This is a genomic window from Solimonas terrae (assembly GCF_011067135.1).
GTDB lineage: Bacteria > Pseudomonadota > Gammaproteobacteria > Nevskiales > Nevskiaceae > Solimonas > Solimonas terrae.
In genome coordinates this window covers 83,253-98,682 of sequence record NZ_JAAMOW010000006.1, presented here as the reverse complement: position 1 = coordinate 98,682, position 15,430 = coordinate 83,253, and the positions used below count along the sequence as shown (strand labels likewise).

Here is a 15,430-nt window from a genome sequence, read left to right as displayed (position 1 = left end):
GCGGCAAATGGAATACATAATGTATAGATTGTCCGGGCAGGTCGCAACGAAACCGCCGTCGGAATGGGGTGGCGCGCTGCCGACGCGACCGCTGATCACCGTGTTGCCGGCGCCATCGTTGCTTCCAGCCGCGAATGCTCGCGTATCAAGCCCTGGTTGTCCGCAAGCGTCGGCCTTTGGCGACGATTGAGTGGTGGTGTTGTCAGTCTTCAGCGAACCCAGCTCGGCTGGAATTCGCTGCTAACAGGGAAATAAACAGGGAATTCCAGCGATTCCGGCTCTTCCAACGTGCGGCCACGTCAAAAAATTAAATAAATACCGTGGGTTGCGAAGAAATTCCCTATTCGGCCTAATAGGGAATTTTTGCGAGAAGAACAGGGCAGCGCCGGATCGCGGACGGGATTCCCTGCTTGCTGCTTACACGTGGACGACGCGTACCTTCGTCCCGATCTTCTGCTGAACCGCGGAGAAGATCGCGGAGAGGCTGTCCATGCTGGGGTTGCCATGTGCTGACAGCATGCGGTGCAGGCTCTTGGCCGGCTTGTGGGTTTCGCTCGCCAGTGCTTCAAAGCCGATGGTGGCATTGACCAGATCGCGCAGGACGAGTCGCGCGGTTTCAGGCTCGCCACTCAGCATGAGCCCTGCCGCTTCATCGAGCAGTGCCTTGGCGAACTTCGGATCGCGCTGCACGCGGCTGACCACGGTTTGCTTGAAGTCTCGTGTGAGTGCCATCGCTTTTACCTCGTCCTGCCGGGCTTGGCCTTAGGCTTTGCCGCTGCCTGTTTCCGGGCCTTGTACTCCGCATGCAGCGTCTTCGCTGTAGCGATGTCCTTGGTCTGCGTTCGCTTGGTGCCCCCGCCATACAGCACGATGAGCGTTTCTCCATAGTGGGCGAGATAGATGCGGTAACCCGGACCCCAGTCGATCCGGCATTCGCCGATTCCCTCAAACCACTTCACGTTGGAGGTGTTGCCCATCTCCATGCGCAGCTTGGCCACAGACACCTTGGCGGCGGCCTGCACATCAAGGTCGTCGAACCATTCGGCATACGGCGAGCGGCCGTCGGGCCGGATGTACTCCTCAACCTTGATCTTCATTGTCTATGGTAACAAATAAGTTACTTTACGGGAAGGCTATTCCTCAGCCCCTCAGTACGCGTCATGCACTGTGCCCTCGTCATTACGGCCTACCCGACGTCCCCCCGTGTTCAGTAGCAGGCGGATTTGGAATCCGGGGCTCCCTTCGTGACAGACCAGCGCTTTGTGAGCTTTCGTCGCCCCGGCTTAGTCGGGGCGGGGCAAACCGACAGCACCGGCAGCTTTGACGAGGCGGCGGAAGGCATCTGCCACACGCTGATCGGGATGGTGGCCAGACGATACTCGGTCGTCGGCCACACATCATGCTGTGCTGGAAGCATAGAACGGTGCCATGTGCGCCAAGACTTACTTTGTCCGTTCACCCATAAACCGCCCGATCGTCTATTCACCCATAAGCTGAGTTTTCCGCCTAACTTATGGGTAACGACTCATTAAAAACAATGAGTTGCGACATTTTGGTGGGCCCACCAGGACTTGAACCTGGAACCAAAAGATTATGAGTCTTCTGCTCTAACCAATTGAGCTATAGGCCCGCGCGGCGGGCCGCCATCTTAATCCAAGCGTGCCTTCTGCCGCAGCCGATTCAGGCGTTTGCCAGCGGCAGTTCGATGCTCACCTGCAGGCCACCGCCCTCGCGATTGCGGGCGCGGATCGTTCCGCCGCTGGCATTGACGACGCGACGGGCGATGGCCAGGCCGAGACCGTAGCCACCGCTTGCGCGGTCGCGGGCCTCGGAGATGCGCACGAACGGCTGGAACACCGCTTCGAGTCGATCCTGCGGAATGCCGGGGCCGCGGTCTTCGACCGCGACCGCGCAGTGCGTGCCGCGTGCGACGAGCCGGACCGTTACGGTGCTGTTGTCGCCGGTGTACCGCACGGCGTTGCGCACGACATTCTCGATCGCGCTGTGCAGCAGCGTCGGCTGGCCGCGGATCTGCAAGCCCGGTGTCAGTTCGCTGTGCACGGCGATACCGCGCGCCTGCGCTTCGAAGCCCGCGTCCTCGCACACCGATTCGACGATTTCGTCGAGTGCGAACACTTCGCTGGTCAGCGGCGTCTCGCGGTGTTCGAGACGGGCGATCAGCAGCAGCTGCGCGATCAGGTCTTCGAGCTTGTCGGCTTCCAGCTCGATGCGGTCGAATTGCGAGACGGCTTGTGTGTCGCGCGCCAGTTCCGTGGCGATGCGCAGGCGCGCGAGCGGTGAACGCAACTCGTGCGAGATGTCGCGCAGCAGCTGCTGCTGCGCTTCGAGCAGGCGCTGCAGGCGTTCGGCCATGTGATTGAAGTCGCGGGCGAGCGCGCCGATCTCGTCGCTGCGCACGCTGGTCTCCTCCGGTACGCGCACGTCGAGGCGGCCCTCGGCAACGGCGCGGCTGGCCTGCTGCAGCGCGGCGATCGGCCGCGTGATGCGGCGGGCGATCAGCCACGCAGCGAGGCTGACGACGATCACGCCGATCGCCAGCAGCATCAGCGTATCGATGCGGCGCACGTCCGGTCCGCCCGGTGGCGGCAGCACAGCCACCCATCGCAGGCGTCGGCCGTCATTGCTGACGACAACGGTTGTGCGCAGGGTCCCGCCGCCCGGCAGCAGGACCAGGTGATTGCCGGCTTCCGCGGCGGCGATTGCTTCACGCAGACGCGGCGGTGGTGGTGGGCCGCCCTCGCGGCCACGACCCGCGAGCGACTCGCCCTGTTCGTCGAGCAGCATGCCGAACAGGCCGTCTTCGCGGCGGCGTTCGTGCAACCAGTGGCGCAGCTGCTCGCTGCCACCCTGTTGCCACGCCACCACCGCGGCGTGCGCGTCCTGTGCGGCGTCGTAGTCGCGGTAGAACAGCCGCCAGACCTGGGAGCCGAGCGTGAAGCTCATCAGCACGGTGACGACGATCGCCGCGACGAACCACAACACCAGACGCGTGCGCAGACGCATGGCTATTCGATCGCGACGTACAGATAGCCGCGGTTGCGCACTGAGCGCACCCGCGGCGTGCCGTCCGCATGCGCGCCGAGCTTCTGGCGCAGGCGGCTGATGTGCATGTCGATCGAGCGGTCGAACGCGCCGAGACGGCGGTTGAGCGCTCGGCGCGAGAGGTCTTCCTTGGCGATGACCTGGCCGGCGTCTTCGATCAGGGTGCGCAGCACGTCGAATTCGGCCCCGGTCAGCTCGATCGCCTGACCGTTGAGTCGCACGCTGCGCGACGCCGGCAGCAGTTCGAGGTCGCCGCAGCGCAGGCTGGTCTGTTCGGCACTGTTGGGCTGCGAGCGGCGCAGCACGGCGCGCAGCCGCGCCGCCAGTTCGCGTGGATTGCAGGGCTTGGACACGTAGTCGTCGGCGCCGAGTTCGAGGCCGACGATGCGGTCGATGTCTTCACCGCGCGCGGTCAGCATGACGACCGGGATGCGCTGGTTGGCGCGCAGGCGTTCCAGCACGCGGAAGCCGTCCGCCTTGGGCATCATCACGTCGAGCACCATCACGTCGTAGATGCCGCGCTCGGCTTGCTCGATCGCCGCCAGGCCGTCGTGTACGGCGCTCACTTCAAAGCCCTGATTGCGCAGGTATTCGCTGAGCAGCTCGCAGAAGCCGACGTCGTCGTCCGCCAGCAACACCTGGATCTGCTCGGATTCGGGATTCATGCCGTCACTTTACGCAGGCCGCCGCATTCGTGTGGTGGCCGCAACAAAAAGCGGAGCGCCGCGAGGGCGCTCCGTTTGCGCGACGGGCCTAGCCGGCGTCATCGGCCGCCGGGCCGCGGCGATGCTGCTCGCGGCGTGCTTCGTGCTCGGCGCGATCCGCCTTCAGCTGCTGGACCTGTTCGGGCGTCAGTGTCGCGATCACCTCGCCGGCGATCCGGCTGCGCAGCAGCACTTCGTCGTGCGCGAGCTTGCCGGTCTGATCGGCCAGTTTGCTGCTCTGGCTGGCGTAGTCCGTGGCGGTCGGGTCGAGCGCGGCGAAGCCGCGGTGCAGATCGCGGCGACGCTTGAACAGATCGCGCTGCTCGGCGTGATGCTTGACCATGATCGCGTCGACCGCATCGCTCTGCGCGTCGCTCAGATTCAGGCGATGCAGCTCGTGCATCAGCGGCGAGCCGTGCATGCCGCCGCGGTGCATGCCGGGGCCGCGGAAATGATGGTTGCCCGGACCTTCGTCGTCGCCCGGCGGCGGGCCGCGGTCGTTGTCGGCAGGGCCGTTCCAGGCGAGTTGCTGCGGTGCGGCGGCTGCGCCTTGCGGCGTGGCGGCCTGCACGCCGGCGGCGGCCAGGATGGCGGCCAGCGCGGCGATTTTCACGGTGAGTTTCATGATGCGGACTCCGATTGCAAAGCCACAGGATGTGACGAACACGTTATACGGCCGGGCTCTGCAATGATGCGATGCGCTTTGTAAAGAATAGTAACCATTGATCGTGGCGGACCTTTTTATGCGGCGTAGAATCAGGCAAGGTGTCTGAACAAGGCTTATGGAACGAGCGGTATGGGCCGGATGAGCGTTCGCACAAAACTGCTGGCGGTCATGATCCTGGTCAACCTCGCCATCGTGCTGGCGGGGCTGGTGATCGCGCCTTCGCTCGATGTCGATCGCGGACTCGAGTCGGATCTGCTTGGTCGCACGAACCGCATTTCGATGTCCGTGGTCCTGCAGCGCGGACTGGTCGACATGCCACGCGCGGCCGTGGCCATCGAGCAGGCGGTCGAATCCGGTCGTGACCCGGCCACGGCGGTTGCGGCGCTGCAGTCGGCGCGGGCGATCGTCCGCAACCAGCTCGCTTTCCTGCCGGTACGCGACGACGCAACGGTTGCAGCCCTGCGCACATTCGTCGCGACCGAGGACGGCCGCTTCGACACGCTGCTCACGCCGCCGATCAACAGCGAAAGCGCGACGGCGATCGTCGCGACTGCCCGCGGCCTTGAAGCCCGTGCGATGCAGCAGCTGTCCGCGCAGCTGGAACGCGACAACACCCAGGGCCTGCGCGACACGACGACCGAATTCGCCCGTCTGCACAGCCGGCTCGGGGTCGCGATCGGCGCCGTACTCGGGGCATTGCTGTTGTCGCTGACTCTGTCGGTGTTCGCATACCGGCGCCTGCTGCGGCCGCTCGGCGCCGTTACCGGCAGCCTGAATGCGGTGCTGACCGGTCGCCAGCCGGTCGCCAACGTGGTCGAGACCGAAGACGAGTTCGGCGACATCGTCCGAGCGATGCGGCGCATCCAGGCGCAGGCCGAGCATATTCGCCGCATCGCCTATCTCGATCCGGGCAGCAATCTGCCGAATCGCAACAGTCTCGAAGCGGAGTTGCGCGAAGTCCGGCGCCTGCGGCCGATCGACGGTACCCACGGTTTGCTGCTGCTCGGCATCGAGACCTATGTCGCGATCCGCAGCGGCTTCGGTGGCCGCCTCGCCGAAGCGGCCATGCGCGCCGCCGGTGAACGGCTCGCCGAACTGGATGTGCTGCCGACGATGGTGTTCCGCATCGATGCCGAAACGATCGCGGTGCTGATCGATCGCGGCAACAGCGAAGCGGTGACGCGTGTCGACCTCAAGCGCATCGCCGCCGAGATCCTGCAGCGCCTGACGCGCCCGGTGGAGGTCGACGAGCAGCGCTTCCTGCTCGCCGCCAGCGTCGGTGGCGCGATCTATCCGGATGACGCCCGCGATCCGGACGAATACGTCAATGTCTGCATGGAAGCGCAACGTCTGGCGCGCAGCGAGGGGCCGGGCCATCTGCGCTTCGGCGAGCGCGGCCATACGCATCGCCTGCGCCGGCATCTGGCGCTGACCGAGCAGATCCGCAACGGTCTGCGCCAAGGGCAGTTCGTGCCGTACTTCCAGCCGATCGTCGATGTCGCGCGGCGCAAGGTCTACGGTGCCGAGACCCTGACCCGCTGGCGCCAGCCGGACGGCCGGGTGACCTTGCCGGGCGAATTCATCTTCGTGGCCGAAGGCTCGGACCTGATCGCCGACATGACGCGCGCCGTGCTGGCGCGTGCCTGCAAGACCTTCACCGGCTGGAACGACCGCGGTCATGCGCTGAGCCTGTCGTTCAACCTGTCGACCAAGCTGCTGTCCAGCAACGTGCTGGAAATCGTGCGCGAAGCCCTGGAGCAAAGCAGCATCGATCCGAAACTGTTGTGTGCCGAAGTCACCGAGACGGCGCTGATGGGCAATATCGACGACGTCGGCGTCGTGCTCGCCGACCTGCGCGCGCTCGGTGTGCGCCTCGCGCTCGACGATTTCGGCACCGGCTATTCCTCGCTGGCGCACCTGTACCGTTTCGACGTCAACGGTCTGAAAATCGACCCGGTACTGACCCGCGCCGCCTGCGAGAGCGAACGTGCGCAGGAGATCGTCCGCAGCATGGTGGCGCTGTCGGCGAGGCTGGACATGACCTTGATCGTCGAGGGGGTCGAAACCTCGGACGATGTGCTGCTGATGCAGCGACTGGGCTGCCGCCTGATGCAGGGCTTCCACTTCAGCCGCGCGATGCCCGAGGAGCAGTTTCTCGAATGGCTGCGCGCCTACGAGGCTGGTGTGCTGGCTGCCTGAAGCGTCCGCAGCAGCCTCCTGCTTCGCCTCGCCGTATCGTTCCCGAAGCTGGGCCTGCGACGCGACCGTGCCGGTCCGCGCCGCGGGATTCTGCCTCCGGTCCCGCTTCTCCGCGCGGTGACAAAAGCGTGCCGACGGGGCGCCCGGCCCGGCCGGGGCCTCCGCAGCGGCAGGGCCAGCGGGTACAATGCGCGCCACCCCGGAGGACCACATGAGTGTCATCGCCGAGCGCGCGGCGCGCCGCCGCACGTTCGCCATCATTTCGCATCCCGACGCCGGCAAGACCACCTTGACCGAAAAGCTGCTGCTGTTCGGCGGCGCGATCCAGCTCGCCGGCACCGTCAAGGGCCGCAAGGCGGACCGTCATGCGACCTCGGACTGGATGGCACTCGAACAGCAGCGCGGCATCTCGATCACCACTTCGGTGATGCAGTTCCCGTACAACGACAAGATCGTCAATCTGCTCGACACGCCGGGTCACGAAGACTTCTCCGAAGACACCTACCGCACCCTCACCGCGGTCGACTCGGCGCTGATGGTGATCGACGCCGCCAAGGGCGTCGAAGCGCGCACGATCAAGCTGATGGAAGTCTGCCGGCTGCGCGACACGCCGATCGTCACCTTCATCAACAAGCTCGATCGCGAAGGCCGGCCGCCGCTGGAGCTGCTCGACGAAGTCGAGAAAGTGCTCGGCCTGCAGTGCACGCCGATCACCTGGCCGCTGGGCATGGGCCGCGACTTCAAGGGCGTCTATCACCTGCTCGAAGACCGCTTCTATCTGTACAGCGGCGACAAGCACCGCGTGTCGGACATCGAGACCGTCGACGGTCTGTTGTCGCCCGGCCTGGAGGCGCGCTTCGGCCGCGTGTACCAGCAGCTGCGCGACGAGATCGAACTGCTGCAGATGGCCGGCACCGAGTTCGATCGCGAGCAGTATCTGGCGGCGAAACAGACGCCGGTGTTCTTCGGTTCGGCGATCAACAACTTCGGCGTCCGCGAGCTGCTCAACGGCTTCACGCAGTGGGCGCCGCCGCCGCAGCATCGCCACGCGCGGGTCGGCGACAGCGAACGCGACGTGCAGCCCGAAGAGGAAAAGTTCACCGGCTTCGTGTTCAAGATCCAGGCGAACATGGACCCCAAGCATCGTGACCGCGTTGCCTTCCTGCGCGTGTGCTCCGGCGTCTACCGCAAGGGCATGGACATCCACAGCGTGCGCCTCAACGGCAATGTGCGGGTGTCGAATGCGCTGGTGTTCATGGCCGCCGACCGCGAATCGGTCGAAGAGGCGTATCCCGGCGACATCATCGGCCTGCACAACCACGGCACGATCTCGATCGGCGATTCGTTCTCGGAAGGGGAAGCGCTGAACTTCACCGGCATCCCGAACTTCGCGCCGGAGCTGTTCCGCCGCGTGATTCTCAAGGACCCGCTCAAGGCCAAGCAGCTCAACAAGGGCCTCGATCAGCTCTCCGAAGAGGGTGCGACCCAGGTGTATCGACCGATCACCAACAACGACATCATTCTCGGCGCGGTCGGCGTGCTGCAGTTCGACGTCGTGCAGTACCGCCTGCGCGACGAGTACAAGGTGGAGTCGGTGTTCGAGCCGGTGCAGGTGCATACCGCGCGCTGGGTCGAGATCGACGATGCGCGCAAGCTCAAGGAATTCCGCGACAAGAACGACACCCGGCTTGCGCACGATCATTATGGCCAGCTGGTCTATCTGGCCTCGAGTTCCGTCAACCTGAGCATGACACGGGAGCGTTTCCCGGACGTGCGTTTTCTTGAAACCCGCGAACACGGCGTCCAGTAGGAAGCGCCGCACGCAATCGACAACGGGCGCAATCGCGCCGGACCGGAAGAACCGCAACATGGAAAAGCCGCTGCAAAGCCGCCGTCTCGATCCCGCCAACTGGCCGATGCTGGCCTTGTTCGCGGCCTTCCACATCGCCTGCTTCGCTGCGATCTGGACCGGCATCAGCTGGAGCACGTTCGCGTTGTGCCTGGCGCTGTACGGCGTGCGCATGTTCGGCATCACCGCCGGCTATCACCGCTACTTCTCGCACAAGGCCTACAAGACCGGCCGCGTCTTCCAGTTCGTGCTGGCGTGGATCGCGCAGGCCTCGTTCCAGTCGGGTGCCTTGTGGTGGGCGGCCAAGCACCGCGCCCATCACCGCCATTCGGATACGCCGCTGGACTCGCATTCGCCGCGCCAGTACGGCTTCTGGTTCGCGCACCTGGGCTGGATCTTCAACAAGCAGGCGCAAGCCGCCGACTACACGCGCATCGCCGATTTCTCGAAGTACCCGGAGTTGCGCTGGCTCGACAAGCACCACTGGATTCCCGGTGCGGTGCTCGGCGTTGCGGTCTGGGCGATCGGTGGCTGGCAGGCGCTCGTGATCGGCTTCGTCTGGTCCACCGTGCTGCTATGGCACGCCACGTTCTGCATCAATTCGCTGGTGCATGTGCTCGGCCGTCAGCGTTATCTGACCGGCGACGATTCGCGCAACAACTGGCTGTTCGCGCTGCTGTCGCTGGGCGAGGGCTGGCACAACAACCACCACTACTACATGGCCTCGGCGCGCCAGGGCTTCAAGTGGTGGGAAGTGGACATCACCTATTACGCGCTGTGCGGGCTGGACCGCATCGGCGTGGTTTCCGAACTGCGCGCGCCGCCGGCACACGTGCTCGACGGCAGCCGCCCGACCTCGGCCGAGATCAAGGAGCGTATCGCACAGGCGGTGGCGCACCGTTTCTGTCCGGATCGCATCGTGCGCCGCATGCAGCAGCGCTGGGTGGAACTGAATCGTGGCCATGCGATCGCCGACTGGCGCCGGCACTGGGCCGAGCAGCTCGTGGTCCGCCGCGAGCAGCTGCTGCAGAACGTGCACGCCGAACTGCCGAGCCTCGATCAGCTCTATCGCCACGCGCGCCGCCGTTTCGCGCGCAGCCCGGCCCTGGAAGAGATCGTCGCGCGCGCGCGCGAGCTGATCGCCAGCAATGTCATCGCCCGCCTGGAAGCGGTTCCGGCCTATGCCTGAGGCGGAGCCGGCAGCACCGCTGCCGGCGCGGCATGACCCCTATGCGGCGCTGCGCTACCCGGAATTCCGGGCGCTGGCGTTCGCTGCCTTCCTGCTCAGCTGCGGGCTGCTGATCCAGGAAGTTGCGCTGTCGTACGAGATCTATCAGGTCACGCACGATCCGCTGTCGCTCGGCCTGATCGGTCTCGCCGAAGCGCTGCCGTTCATCACGCTGGCACTGTTCGGGGGACATCTCGCGGATCGCCGCGAAAAGCGCGGCATCATCCGCAAGGCCATCGCCGTCGTGCTGCTCGGTTCCGTGGTGCTGGCAGCACTGTCATGGCCGTCGCTGCGCGCACGGCTGGCTCCGCAGGTCTGGCTGCTCAGCGCCTACGGCCTGATCAGCCTGGTCGGTTTCGCGCGGGGGTTCTATGCGCCGGCGGCCTCTTCGCTGCGGGCGTTTCTCGTGCCGCGCGAGATTTACGGCAACAGCGCGACCTGGTCGAGCACGTTTTTCCAGACCGGCGCGATCCTCGGTCCGGTGTCGGCCGGCCTGCTGTTTGGAATCGGCGGCCTGTCCGGCACCTTGCTGGTGGTGGTCGTGATGTTCAGCGGCAGTCTGGTGCTGATTTCCTTCGTCAAGCCGCGACCGGTGCTGCCGAATCCGAACGCCGGCAATCTGTGGGCGAGCCTGCGCGAAGGCATCGACTACGTGTTCAAGGCAAGGATCATTCTCTATGCGATCTCGCTGGACATGTTTTCGGTGCTGTTCGGCGGCGTGGTCGCACTGTTGCCCGTGTTCGCCGACGACATCCTCGCGGTCGGACCGCAAGGTCTCGGCGTGCTGCGCGCCGCGCCGGCGATCGGGGCGCTGCTGACGGTGATGATCTGCGCCTACCGTCCGCCGCTGGACAAGCCGTGGCGCAACCTGCTGCTGGCGGTCGCCGGCTTCGGTCTCGCGACCTTCGTGTTCGCGTTGTCGAAGCTGTTCTGGCTGTCGATCGTCGCCCTGTTCGCAACCGGTGCGTTCGACAGCGTCAGCGTCATCATCCGCAACACGATCATGCAGTCGGTGCCGCCCGATCACCTGCGCGGCCGCGTCCAGGCGGTCAACAGCATCTTCATCAGTTCCTCGAACGAACTCGGCGCGTTCGAGTCCGGACTCGCCGCCAGGCTGCTCGGCACGGTGCCGTCGGTGATCGCCGGCGCGGCGGTGACCTGCGGCGTCGTAGTCTGGATGTGGCGCCGCTCGCGCGAGCTGCTGACCGTGAGGCTGTGATGCGCATCTGCGTCTACTGCGGTTCGAGCGCAGGCGCACGGCCGCTGCATGCGGCTGCGGCGGCGCGACTCGGTGCGGAGCTTGCCGACGCCGATATCGCGATCGTCTACGGCGGCGCTTCGGTCGGACTGATGGGCGCGCTGGCCGACGCGGCGCTGGCGCGCGGCGGCGAGGTCATCGGCGTGATGCCGCGCGCGCTGGCCGATCGCGAACTCGCACACGACGGCCTGAGTCAGCTGCATCTGGTCGACTCCATGCATGAGCGCAAGGCGCTGATGGCGCAACTGGCGGATGCCTTCGTCGCCTTGCCCGGCGGACTCGGCACGCTCGAAGAGCTGTTCGAGATCTGGACCTGGGCGCGGCTGGGGCAGCACCGCAAGCCCTGCGCGATGCTCAACGTCGACGGCTACTACGACGGTCTGCTCGGCTTCCTCGACCACGCCGTCGGCGAGGGCTTCATCCGGGCCGAACATCGGGCGGGCCTGCTCGTCGCACATGACAGCGACAGCCTCGTGACCGGGATTCGCGCGGCGCTCGCGGTCTGACGGGGAAGCCCCGCCCCATTCGGGTGGCGCCAGAAATCGCGCCATGCGACGTTACGAGCCTTGCGCTTGGCGCCACCAAGCCCTGCGGCTCCTGCCTTGCCTGGCGTGATTGCTGGCAGCAACGCAGCGATCGTCCATGGCGTTAATGGCCCTGGGCCTTCTTCTGCTGCACCGTGTTGACGATGGTCGCAGCCAGTCCGAACGGGCGATTGCCTAGCAGGCGCAGCAACCGCTCCGGCAAATGGCGCTTGTCGATCTGCAGCACGGACACCTGAGCGTAACCGTCCGGCGCTTCGCCGGCCCAGGTTTCGGCCAGCGGCTCGTCGCCCGCGCGCCTGGGACGGATGCCGAGCGTGTGAAGACGCTCTGCCTGCGGCAGCAGGCTGTGGCTGCCGCGGTCCAGCGAGGCGGTCGAGGCCTGAATTTCGATCCAGGTGTTGAAGTCGAGTTGCAGCAGCGGTTCGGCGAGACGCCGCAGCACGGGTACGCGCAGCGCGCGCTGCGCCAGATTCTGCGCGGCATGACCGGCACGCTCGGCGAGGCGCAGTGCGCGTGCTGACGTGGCAGACGAGGGATCGGGGCGCGGCAGTGCGGCGACATCTGGCGCCGACCGAGCCAGCGCCGGGCGCAGCGCGCTGCCGAGGTTGGTCTGCAGATGCGCGCGCAGGCGCGTGTGTTCGCCATCGGCCTGCGGCGTGCTGTGCACCTGCAGCTGCAGTTTCCAGAGCGGCTCGCGTTCGCCGACCGGGATTTCGGCAGCGAACGCGAAGTTCTCGGTCTCGGCGGGCAGCGGTGCCGCGACCTTGGCTTTTGCACGGCGATTCACGATGGCCATGGCGGATTCTCGTCGGGCTTCTTTCGAGTACGTCGGCATGCTAGCGGTTCCGCACGGATGTGCATTGGCCGCAGATGCGCTCATCGCGGCGCCGCTGCGCCGCCGCCTGCCGTTTGCAATTGCGTCCGCCGCCGCCTTGTCCCAGACTTTGGCCCCGGTTGCGCGGCGGTGGTCGGGCCGCGGCCGGGTCCACTTTTCCCGTACTGAGCGCGCTCGGCGCGCGTCGCCGGTTCCGCCACGGCAGTGGCCGGATCGCCCGTTTCCGGAGCCTGAAATGAAGCTGCGTTATCTGTTGGCCGTGGGTCTGCTGTCGATGCTGGGCGCCTGTTCGAAGTCCCACGAAGCGACACCTCCCGCGTCGACCCCCGCGCCGGCCGAGGCCACGGCAGCGCCGGTGCCCGACACCAGTGCGAATGCACCAGCCGCCGACGATGCCGAAACCGCGCCGGCGCCGGCCGAAGCGGCGGCGCCTGCACCCGCACCCGCACCGGCAGAGACGTCGGCTGCGGCGAAAAAGGACGGCTCGGCACCGGCCGGCAGTCTGGTTGCCGGCGATGATTACGTCAGCATCAGCGGCGGCGAGCCCTTCGATACCGGCGCCGGCAAGGTCGAGGTCGCCGAGGTGTTCAACTACGTCTGCCCGGCCTGTGCCGGCTTCAACCCGATGTTCCAGGAATGGAAGAAGAAGTTGCCGGCCTACGTGCACGTCGTCTACGTGCCGGCGGATTTCCGACCCGACTTCAAGGCTTACGCGCGTGCGTACTACGCGGCCGATGCGCTCGGTCTGGTCGACAAGACGCACGAGGCGGTCTACGCGGCGATTCATGAGGAACACACGCTGCCGGGCGAGGGCATGACGCTGGACCCGGCGAAGATCGCGGCGTTCTATGCCAAGTACGGCGCCGACCCGGCGCAGTTTCAGGATCTGATGAGCAGCTTCACGGTGGACGCGCAGGTCAACAAGGCGCATCAGTTCATGATGCAGAGCCAGGTGCGCCAGACGCCGTCGCTGGTCATCGACGGCAAGTATCTGGTCAAGGGCAAGACGCGCGAGGACCTGCTGAAGAATGCCGATCAGCTGATCGCCCGCGAGCACGCTGCGCAGTAGGACCGGTTCCGCGCGGTCTCTCGCGCTGGCCGGGCCGCGACGCGGGACACGTCATGCGCGCGACTCAGACGTCGGTCGGACCGATCGTCGTGCGCGCGTTGTCGCGGCGCTTGTGCTGTGCGAACAGGCCGATCATTGCGTCGGTGAACGCCGGAATGTCGTCCGGCTTGCGGCTGGTCAGCAGTTGATCGTCGACCACGACTTCCTCGTCCAGCCATTCGCCGCCGGCATTGCGCACATCCGTCTTCAGCGACGGCCACGAGGTCAGCCGGTGACCGTCGACGACGCGCGCTTCGACCAGCAGCCAGGGCGCGTGGCAGATCGCCGCGACCGGTTTGCCGTTGTCGAAGAAATCCTTGATGAAGGTGATTGCGCGCGGCTCGCTGCGCAGTGTGTCGGCGTTGAGCGTGCCGCCCGGCAGAACCAGACCGTCGTAGCGTGAGGGGCTGGCCGCATTGAGATCGAGATCGACCTCGATGGCCTCGGTCCAGTCCTGCTTTTTCCAGCCCTTGATCGGCTTCTTGCCGAGCGAGACGATCTCGACCTCGGCGCCGGCCTTGAGCAAGGCCTGTCTTGGTTTCATCAACTCGGATTGTTCGAAGCCGTGGGTGGCGAGGATGGCAAAGGTCTTGCCGTGCAGGCCGCCGGTCTTGCGCAGCGCGCGGCCGGCAGACGAGCTGTTGCGCGCGCGGCGCTCGCGTTCCGCCCCGCTGCCGCCCCATGACAGCGCATCGCTGGCCGGGAAGGTCCCTTCCAGCATCGTGTCCACTTTCTGTTCGGTCTGCGACGGCTTCCTGGCCATGTCCATCTCCTTGGGTGCGAGAGAGGAGGCGCGACCCGGTCGCACCTCCCGGAGAACGGCCGATCCGCGATGACCTCAAGGGACCCCTCGTCACGCTGCGGGGCCGTCGATCCGCCGTCTGAAACTTTAGGCCGGCGGTACCGCATAAAGTTCAGCGTCACCGGCGCCGTGTGCTGAACGATGGCTGTCCGAGCGCCGGCGGTGATGGCGCCGGCCGGACCCCGTACAATCGCCGCCGCTCCAAGTCTGGACGCGCGATCGGGTTTTTGCGTGGAATCGTTCCTGTTGCTGCTGGTCTGTCTTGCGCTCGGCATGCTGATCGCGCGTTACGCGCATCCGCCGATCGGCCTGGCGCCCGGCCTGAACTGGTGGCTGATCAATATCGCCCTGCCGGCGATGGTCGTGCAGCTGGTGCCGCGCCTGCATTTCGATCTGCACCTTCTGTATCTGGCGATGTCGCAGTGGCTGGTGTTCGTCGCTGCATGGCTGCTGTTCGCCGGCCTCGGCCGGCGCCTGCAGTGGTCGCGCGCGCGCATCGGTGCGCTGACGCTGGTGGCAGGACTCGGCAACACCTCGTTCATCGGCTATCCGCTGATCGAGGCGCTGCGCGGACAGGAGGGTCTTGCCTACGCGGTGATCGCCGATCAGGGCGGCTGCTTCATCGCCCTGGCGGTCGGCGGCATCATCGTCGCGTCGGTCTATTCCGGCCAGAAACCGCATCCGGCGCAGATCGTGCGTCGCGTGCTGATGTTTCCGGCCTTCGTTGCCCTGGTCAGCGGCATCATCATCGGCGCGCTGGGTGGCTGGCCGCCGCTCGCCGATGCGCTGCTCGGCCGCATCGCCGGCACGCTGACGCCGATCGCCCTGTTCGTCGTCGGCCTGCGCTTTCGCTTGCATCTGGGTCGCGACCAGATCAGCGCGGTGGGCGGTGGCCTGCTCTACAAGCTTGTCCTGATTCCGGCCGTGGTGCTGGGCATCGGCGCGCTGCTGCGCATGCACGGCCTGCCGCTGACGATCGCGGTGCTGCAGGCGGCGATGGCGCCGATGGTGTCGGCGACGATCCTCGCCGATCAGTACAAGCTCGATCCGCCGGTCGCCAACACCCTGCTCGGTGCCGGCACCTTGCTGGCTTTCATCACCGTGCCGCTGTGGAATTTTGTTTTGCCGTGACGAGGATCGCGGCTCGGATTCTGCAGGAGCCGCGCAAGCGG

General features: G+C 66.1%; 14 protein-coding genes and 1 tRNA gene. 7 read left to right on the top strand and 8 right to left on the bottom strand.

From position 1 onward, the window contains the following. Nucleotides 1–417 precede the first annotated feature (417 nt). The 6 genes from G7Y85_RS12445 to G7Y85_RS12420 form a co-directional block, all read right to left on the bottom strand. Nucleotides 418–732, bottom strand: a complete 315-nt coding sequence (locus tag G7Y85_RS12445; protein ID WP_166257346.1) for a helix-turn-helix domain-containing transcriptional regulator — start codon at nt 730–732, stop codon at nt 418–420. Between the two features lie 5 nt (nt 733–737). After that, nucleotides 738–1,097 (bottom strand): type II toxin-antitoxin system RelE/ParE family toxin, encoded by a 360-nt coding sequence (locus G7Y85_RS12440; RefSeq protein ID WP_166257343.1) that lies wholly within the window; start codon nt 1,095–1,097, stop codon nt 738–740. A gap of 456 nt (nt 1,098–1,553) precedes the next feature. Continuing rightward, nucleotides 1,554–1,630 (bottom strand) — tRNA-Ile (locus G7Y85_RS12435). A gap of 50 nt (nt 1,631–1,680) precedes the next feature. Next, nucleotides 1,681–3,024 (bottom strand): ATP-binding protein, encoded by a 1,344-nt coding sequence (locus tag G7Y85_RS12430; protein WP_166257339.1) that lies wholly within the window; start codon nt 3,022–3,024, stop codon nt 1,681–1,683. A 2-nt stretch (nt 3,025–3,026) separates the two neighbouring features. Then, nucleotides 3,027–3,728, bottom strand: coding sequence for a response regulator transcription factor (locus G7Y85_RS12425; protein WP_166257336.1), 702 nt, complete (start codon nt 3,726–3,728; stop codon nt 3,027–3,029). An 88-nt stretch (nt 3,729–3,816) separates the two neighbouring features. Next, nucleotides 3,817–4,392, bottom strand: coding sequence for a Spy/CpxP family protein refolding chaperone (locus tag G7Y85_RS12420; protein WP_166257333.1), 576 nt, complete (start codon nt 4,390–4,392; stop codon nt 3,817–3,819). A 180-nt stretch (nt 4,393–4,572) separates the two neighbouring features. Between G7Y85_RS12420 and G7Y85_RS12415 the strand changes: the two genes are divergently transcribed. The 5 genes from G7Y85_RS12415 to G7Y85_RS12395 all read left to right on the top strand — a co-directional run bounded on the left by G7Y85_RS12415 (nt 4,573) and on the right by G7Y85_RS12395 (nt 11,474). After that, entirely contained in the window at nt 4,573–6,633 is a 2,061-nt protein-coding gene (locus G7Y85_RS12415) for a putative bifunctional diguanylate cyclase/phosphodiesterase (RefSeq protein ID WP_166257330.1), read from the top strand. 211 nt (nt 6,634–6,844) lie between these two features. Further along, nucleotides 6,845–8,443 (top strand): peptide chain release factor 3, encoded by a 1,599-nt coding sequence (locus tag G7Y85_RS12410; protein ID WP_166257326.1) that lies wholly within the window; start codon nt 6,845–6,847, stop codon nt 8,441–8,443. A gap of 58 nt (nt 8,444–8,501) precedes the next feature. After that, nucleotides 8,502–9,671 carry an acyl-CoA desaturase gene (locus G7Y85_RS12405; protein ID WP_241696153.1) on the top strand — a complete coding sequence of 390 codons (1,170 nt, stop codon included), beginning with the start codon at nt 8,502–8,504 and terminating at the stop codon, nt 9,669–9,671. Further along, entirely contained in the window at nt 9,664–10,929 is a 1,266-nt protein-coding gene (locus G7Y85_RS12400; protein WP_166257323.1) for an MFS transporter, read from the top strand. Before G7Y85_RS12405 ends, G7Y85_RS12400 begins: the two co-directional genes overlap by 8 nt. After that, nucleotides 10,929–11,474, top strand: coding sequence for an LOG family protein (locus G7Y85_RS12395; RefSeq protein ID WP_166257320.1), 546 nt, complete (start codon nt 10,929–10,931; stop codon nt 11,472–11,474). The genes G7Y85_RS12400 and G7Y85_RS12395 overlap by 1 nt, the downstream gene beginning before the upstream one ends. A 142-nt stretch (nt 11,475–11,616) precedes the next feature. Here G7Y85_RS12395 and G7Y85_RS12390 read toward each other — a convergent pair whose 3' ends face one another. Then, nucleotides 11,617–12,309, bottom strand: coding sequence for a hypothetical protein (locus G7Y85_RS12390; protein WP_166257317.1), 693 nt, complete (start codon nt 12,307–12,309; stop codon nt 11,617–11,619). A 274-nt stretch (nt 12,310–12,583) separates the two neighbouring features. Here G7Y85_RS12390 and G7Y85_RS12385 point away from each other — a divergent pair, with 274 nt between their 5' ends. Continuing rightward, nucleotides 12,584–13,417: a thiol:disulfide interchange protein DsbA/DsbL gene (locus G7Y85_RS12385; protein WP_166257314.1), complete on the top strand. Its 834-nt coding sequence runs from the start codon at nt 12,584–12,586 to the stop codon at nt 13,415–13,417. 64 nt (nt 13,418–13,481) lie between these two features. Here G7Y85_RS12385 and G7Y85_RS12380 read toward each other — a convergent pair whose 3' ends face one another. Continuing rightward, nucleotides 13,482–14,075: a type 1 glutamine amidotransferase domain-containing protein gene (locus G7Y85_RS12380; protein WP_436286637.1), complete on the bottom strand. Its 594-nt coding sequence runs from the start codon at nt 14,073–14,075 to the stop codon at nt 13,482–13,484. Nucleotides 14,076–14,489: 414 nt separating this feature from the next. Between G7Y85_RS12380 and G7Y85_RS12375 the strand changes: the two genes are divergently transcribed. After that, nucleotides 14,490–15,389: an AEC family transporter gene (locus G7Y85_RS12375; RefSeq protein ID WP_174839773.1), complete on the top strand. Its 900-nt coding sequence runs from the start codon at nt 14,490–14,492 to the stop codon at nt 15,387–15,389. The last annotated feature ends 41 nt before the right edge of the window (nt 15,390–15,430 follow it).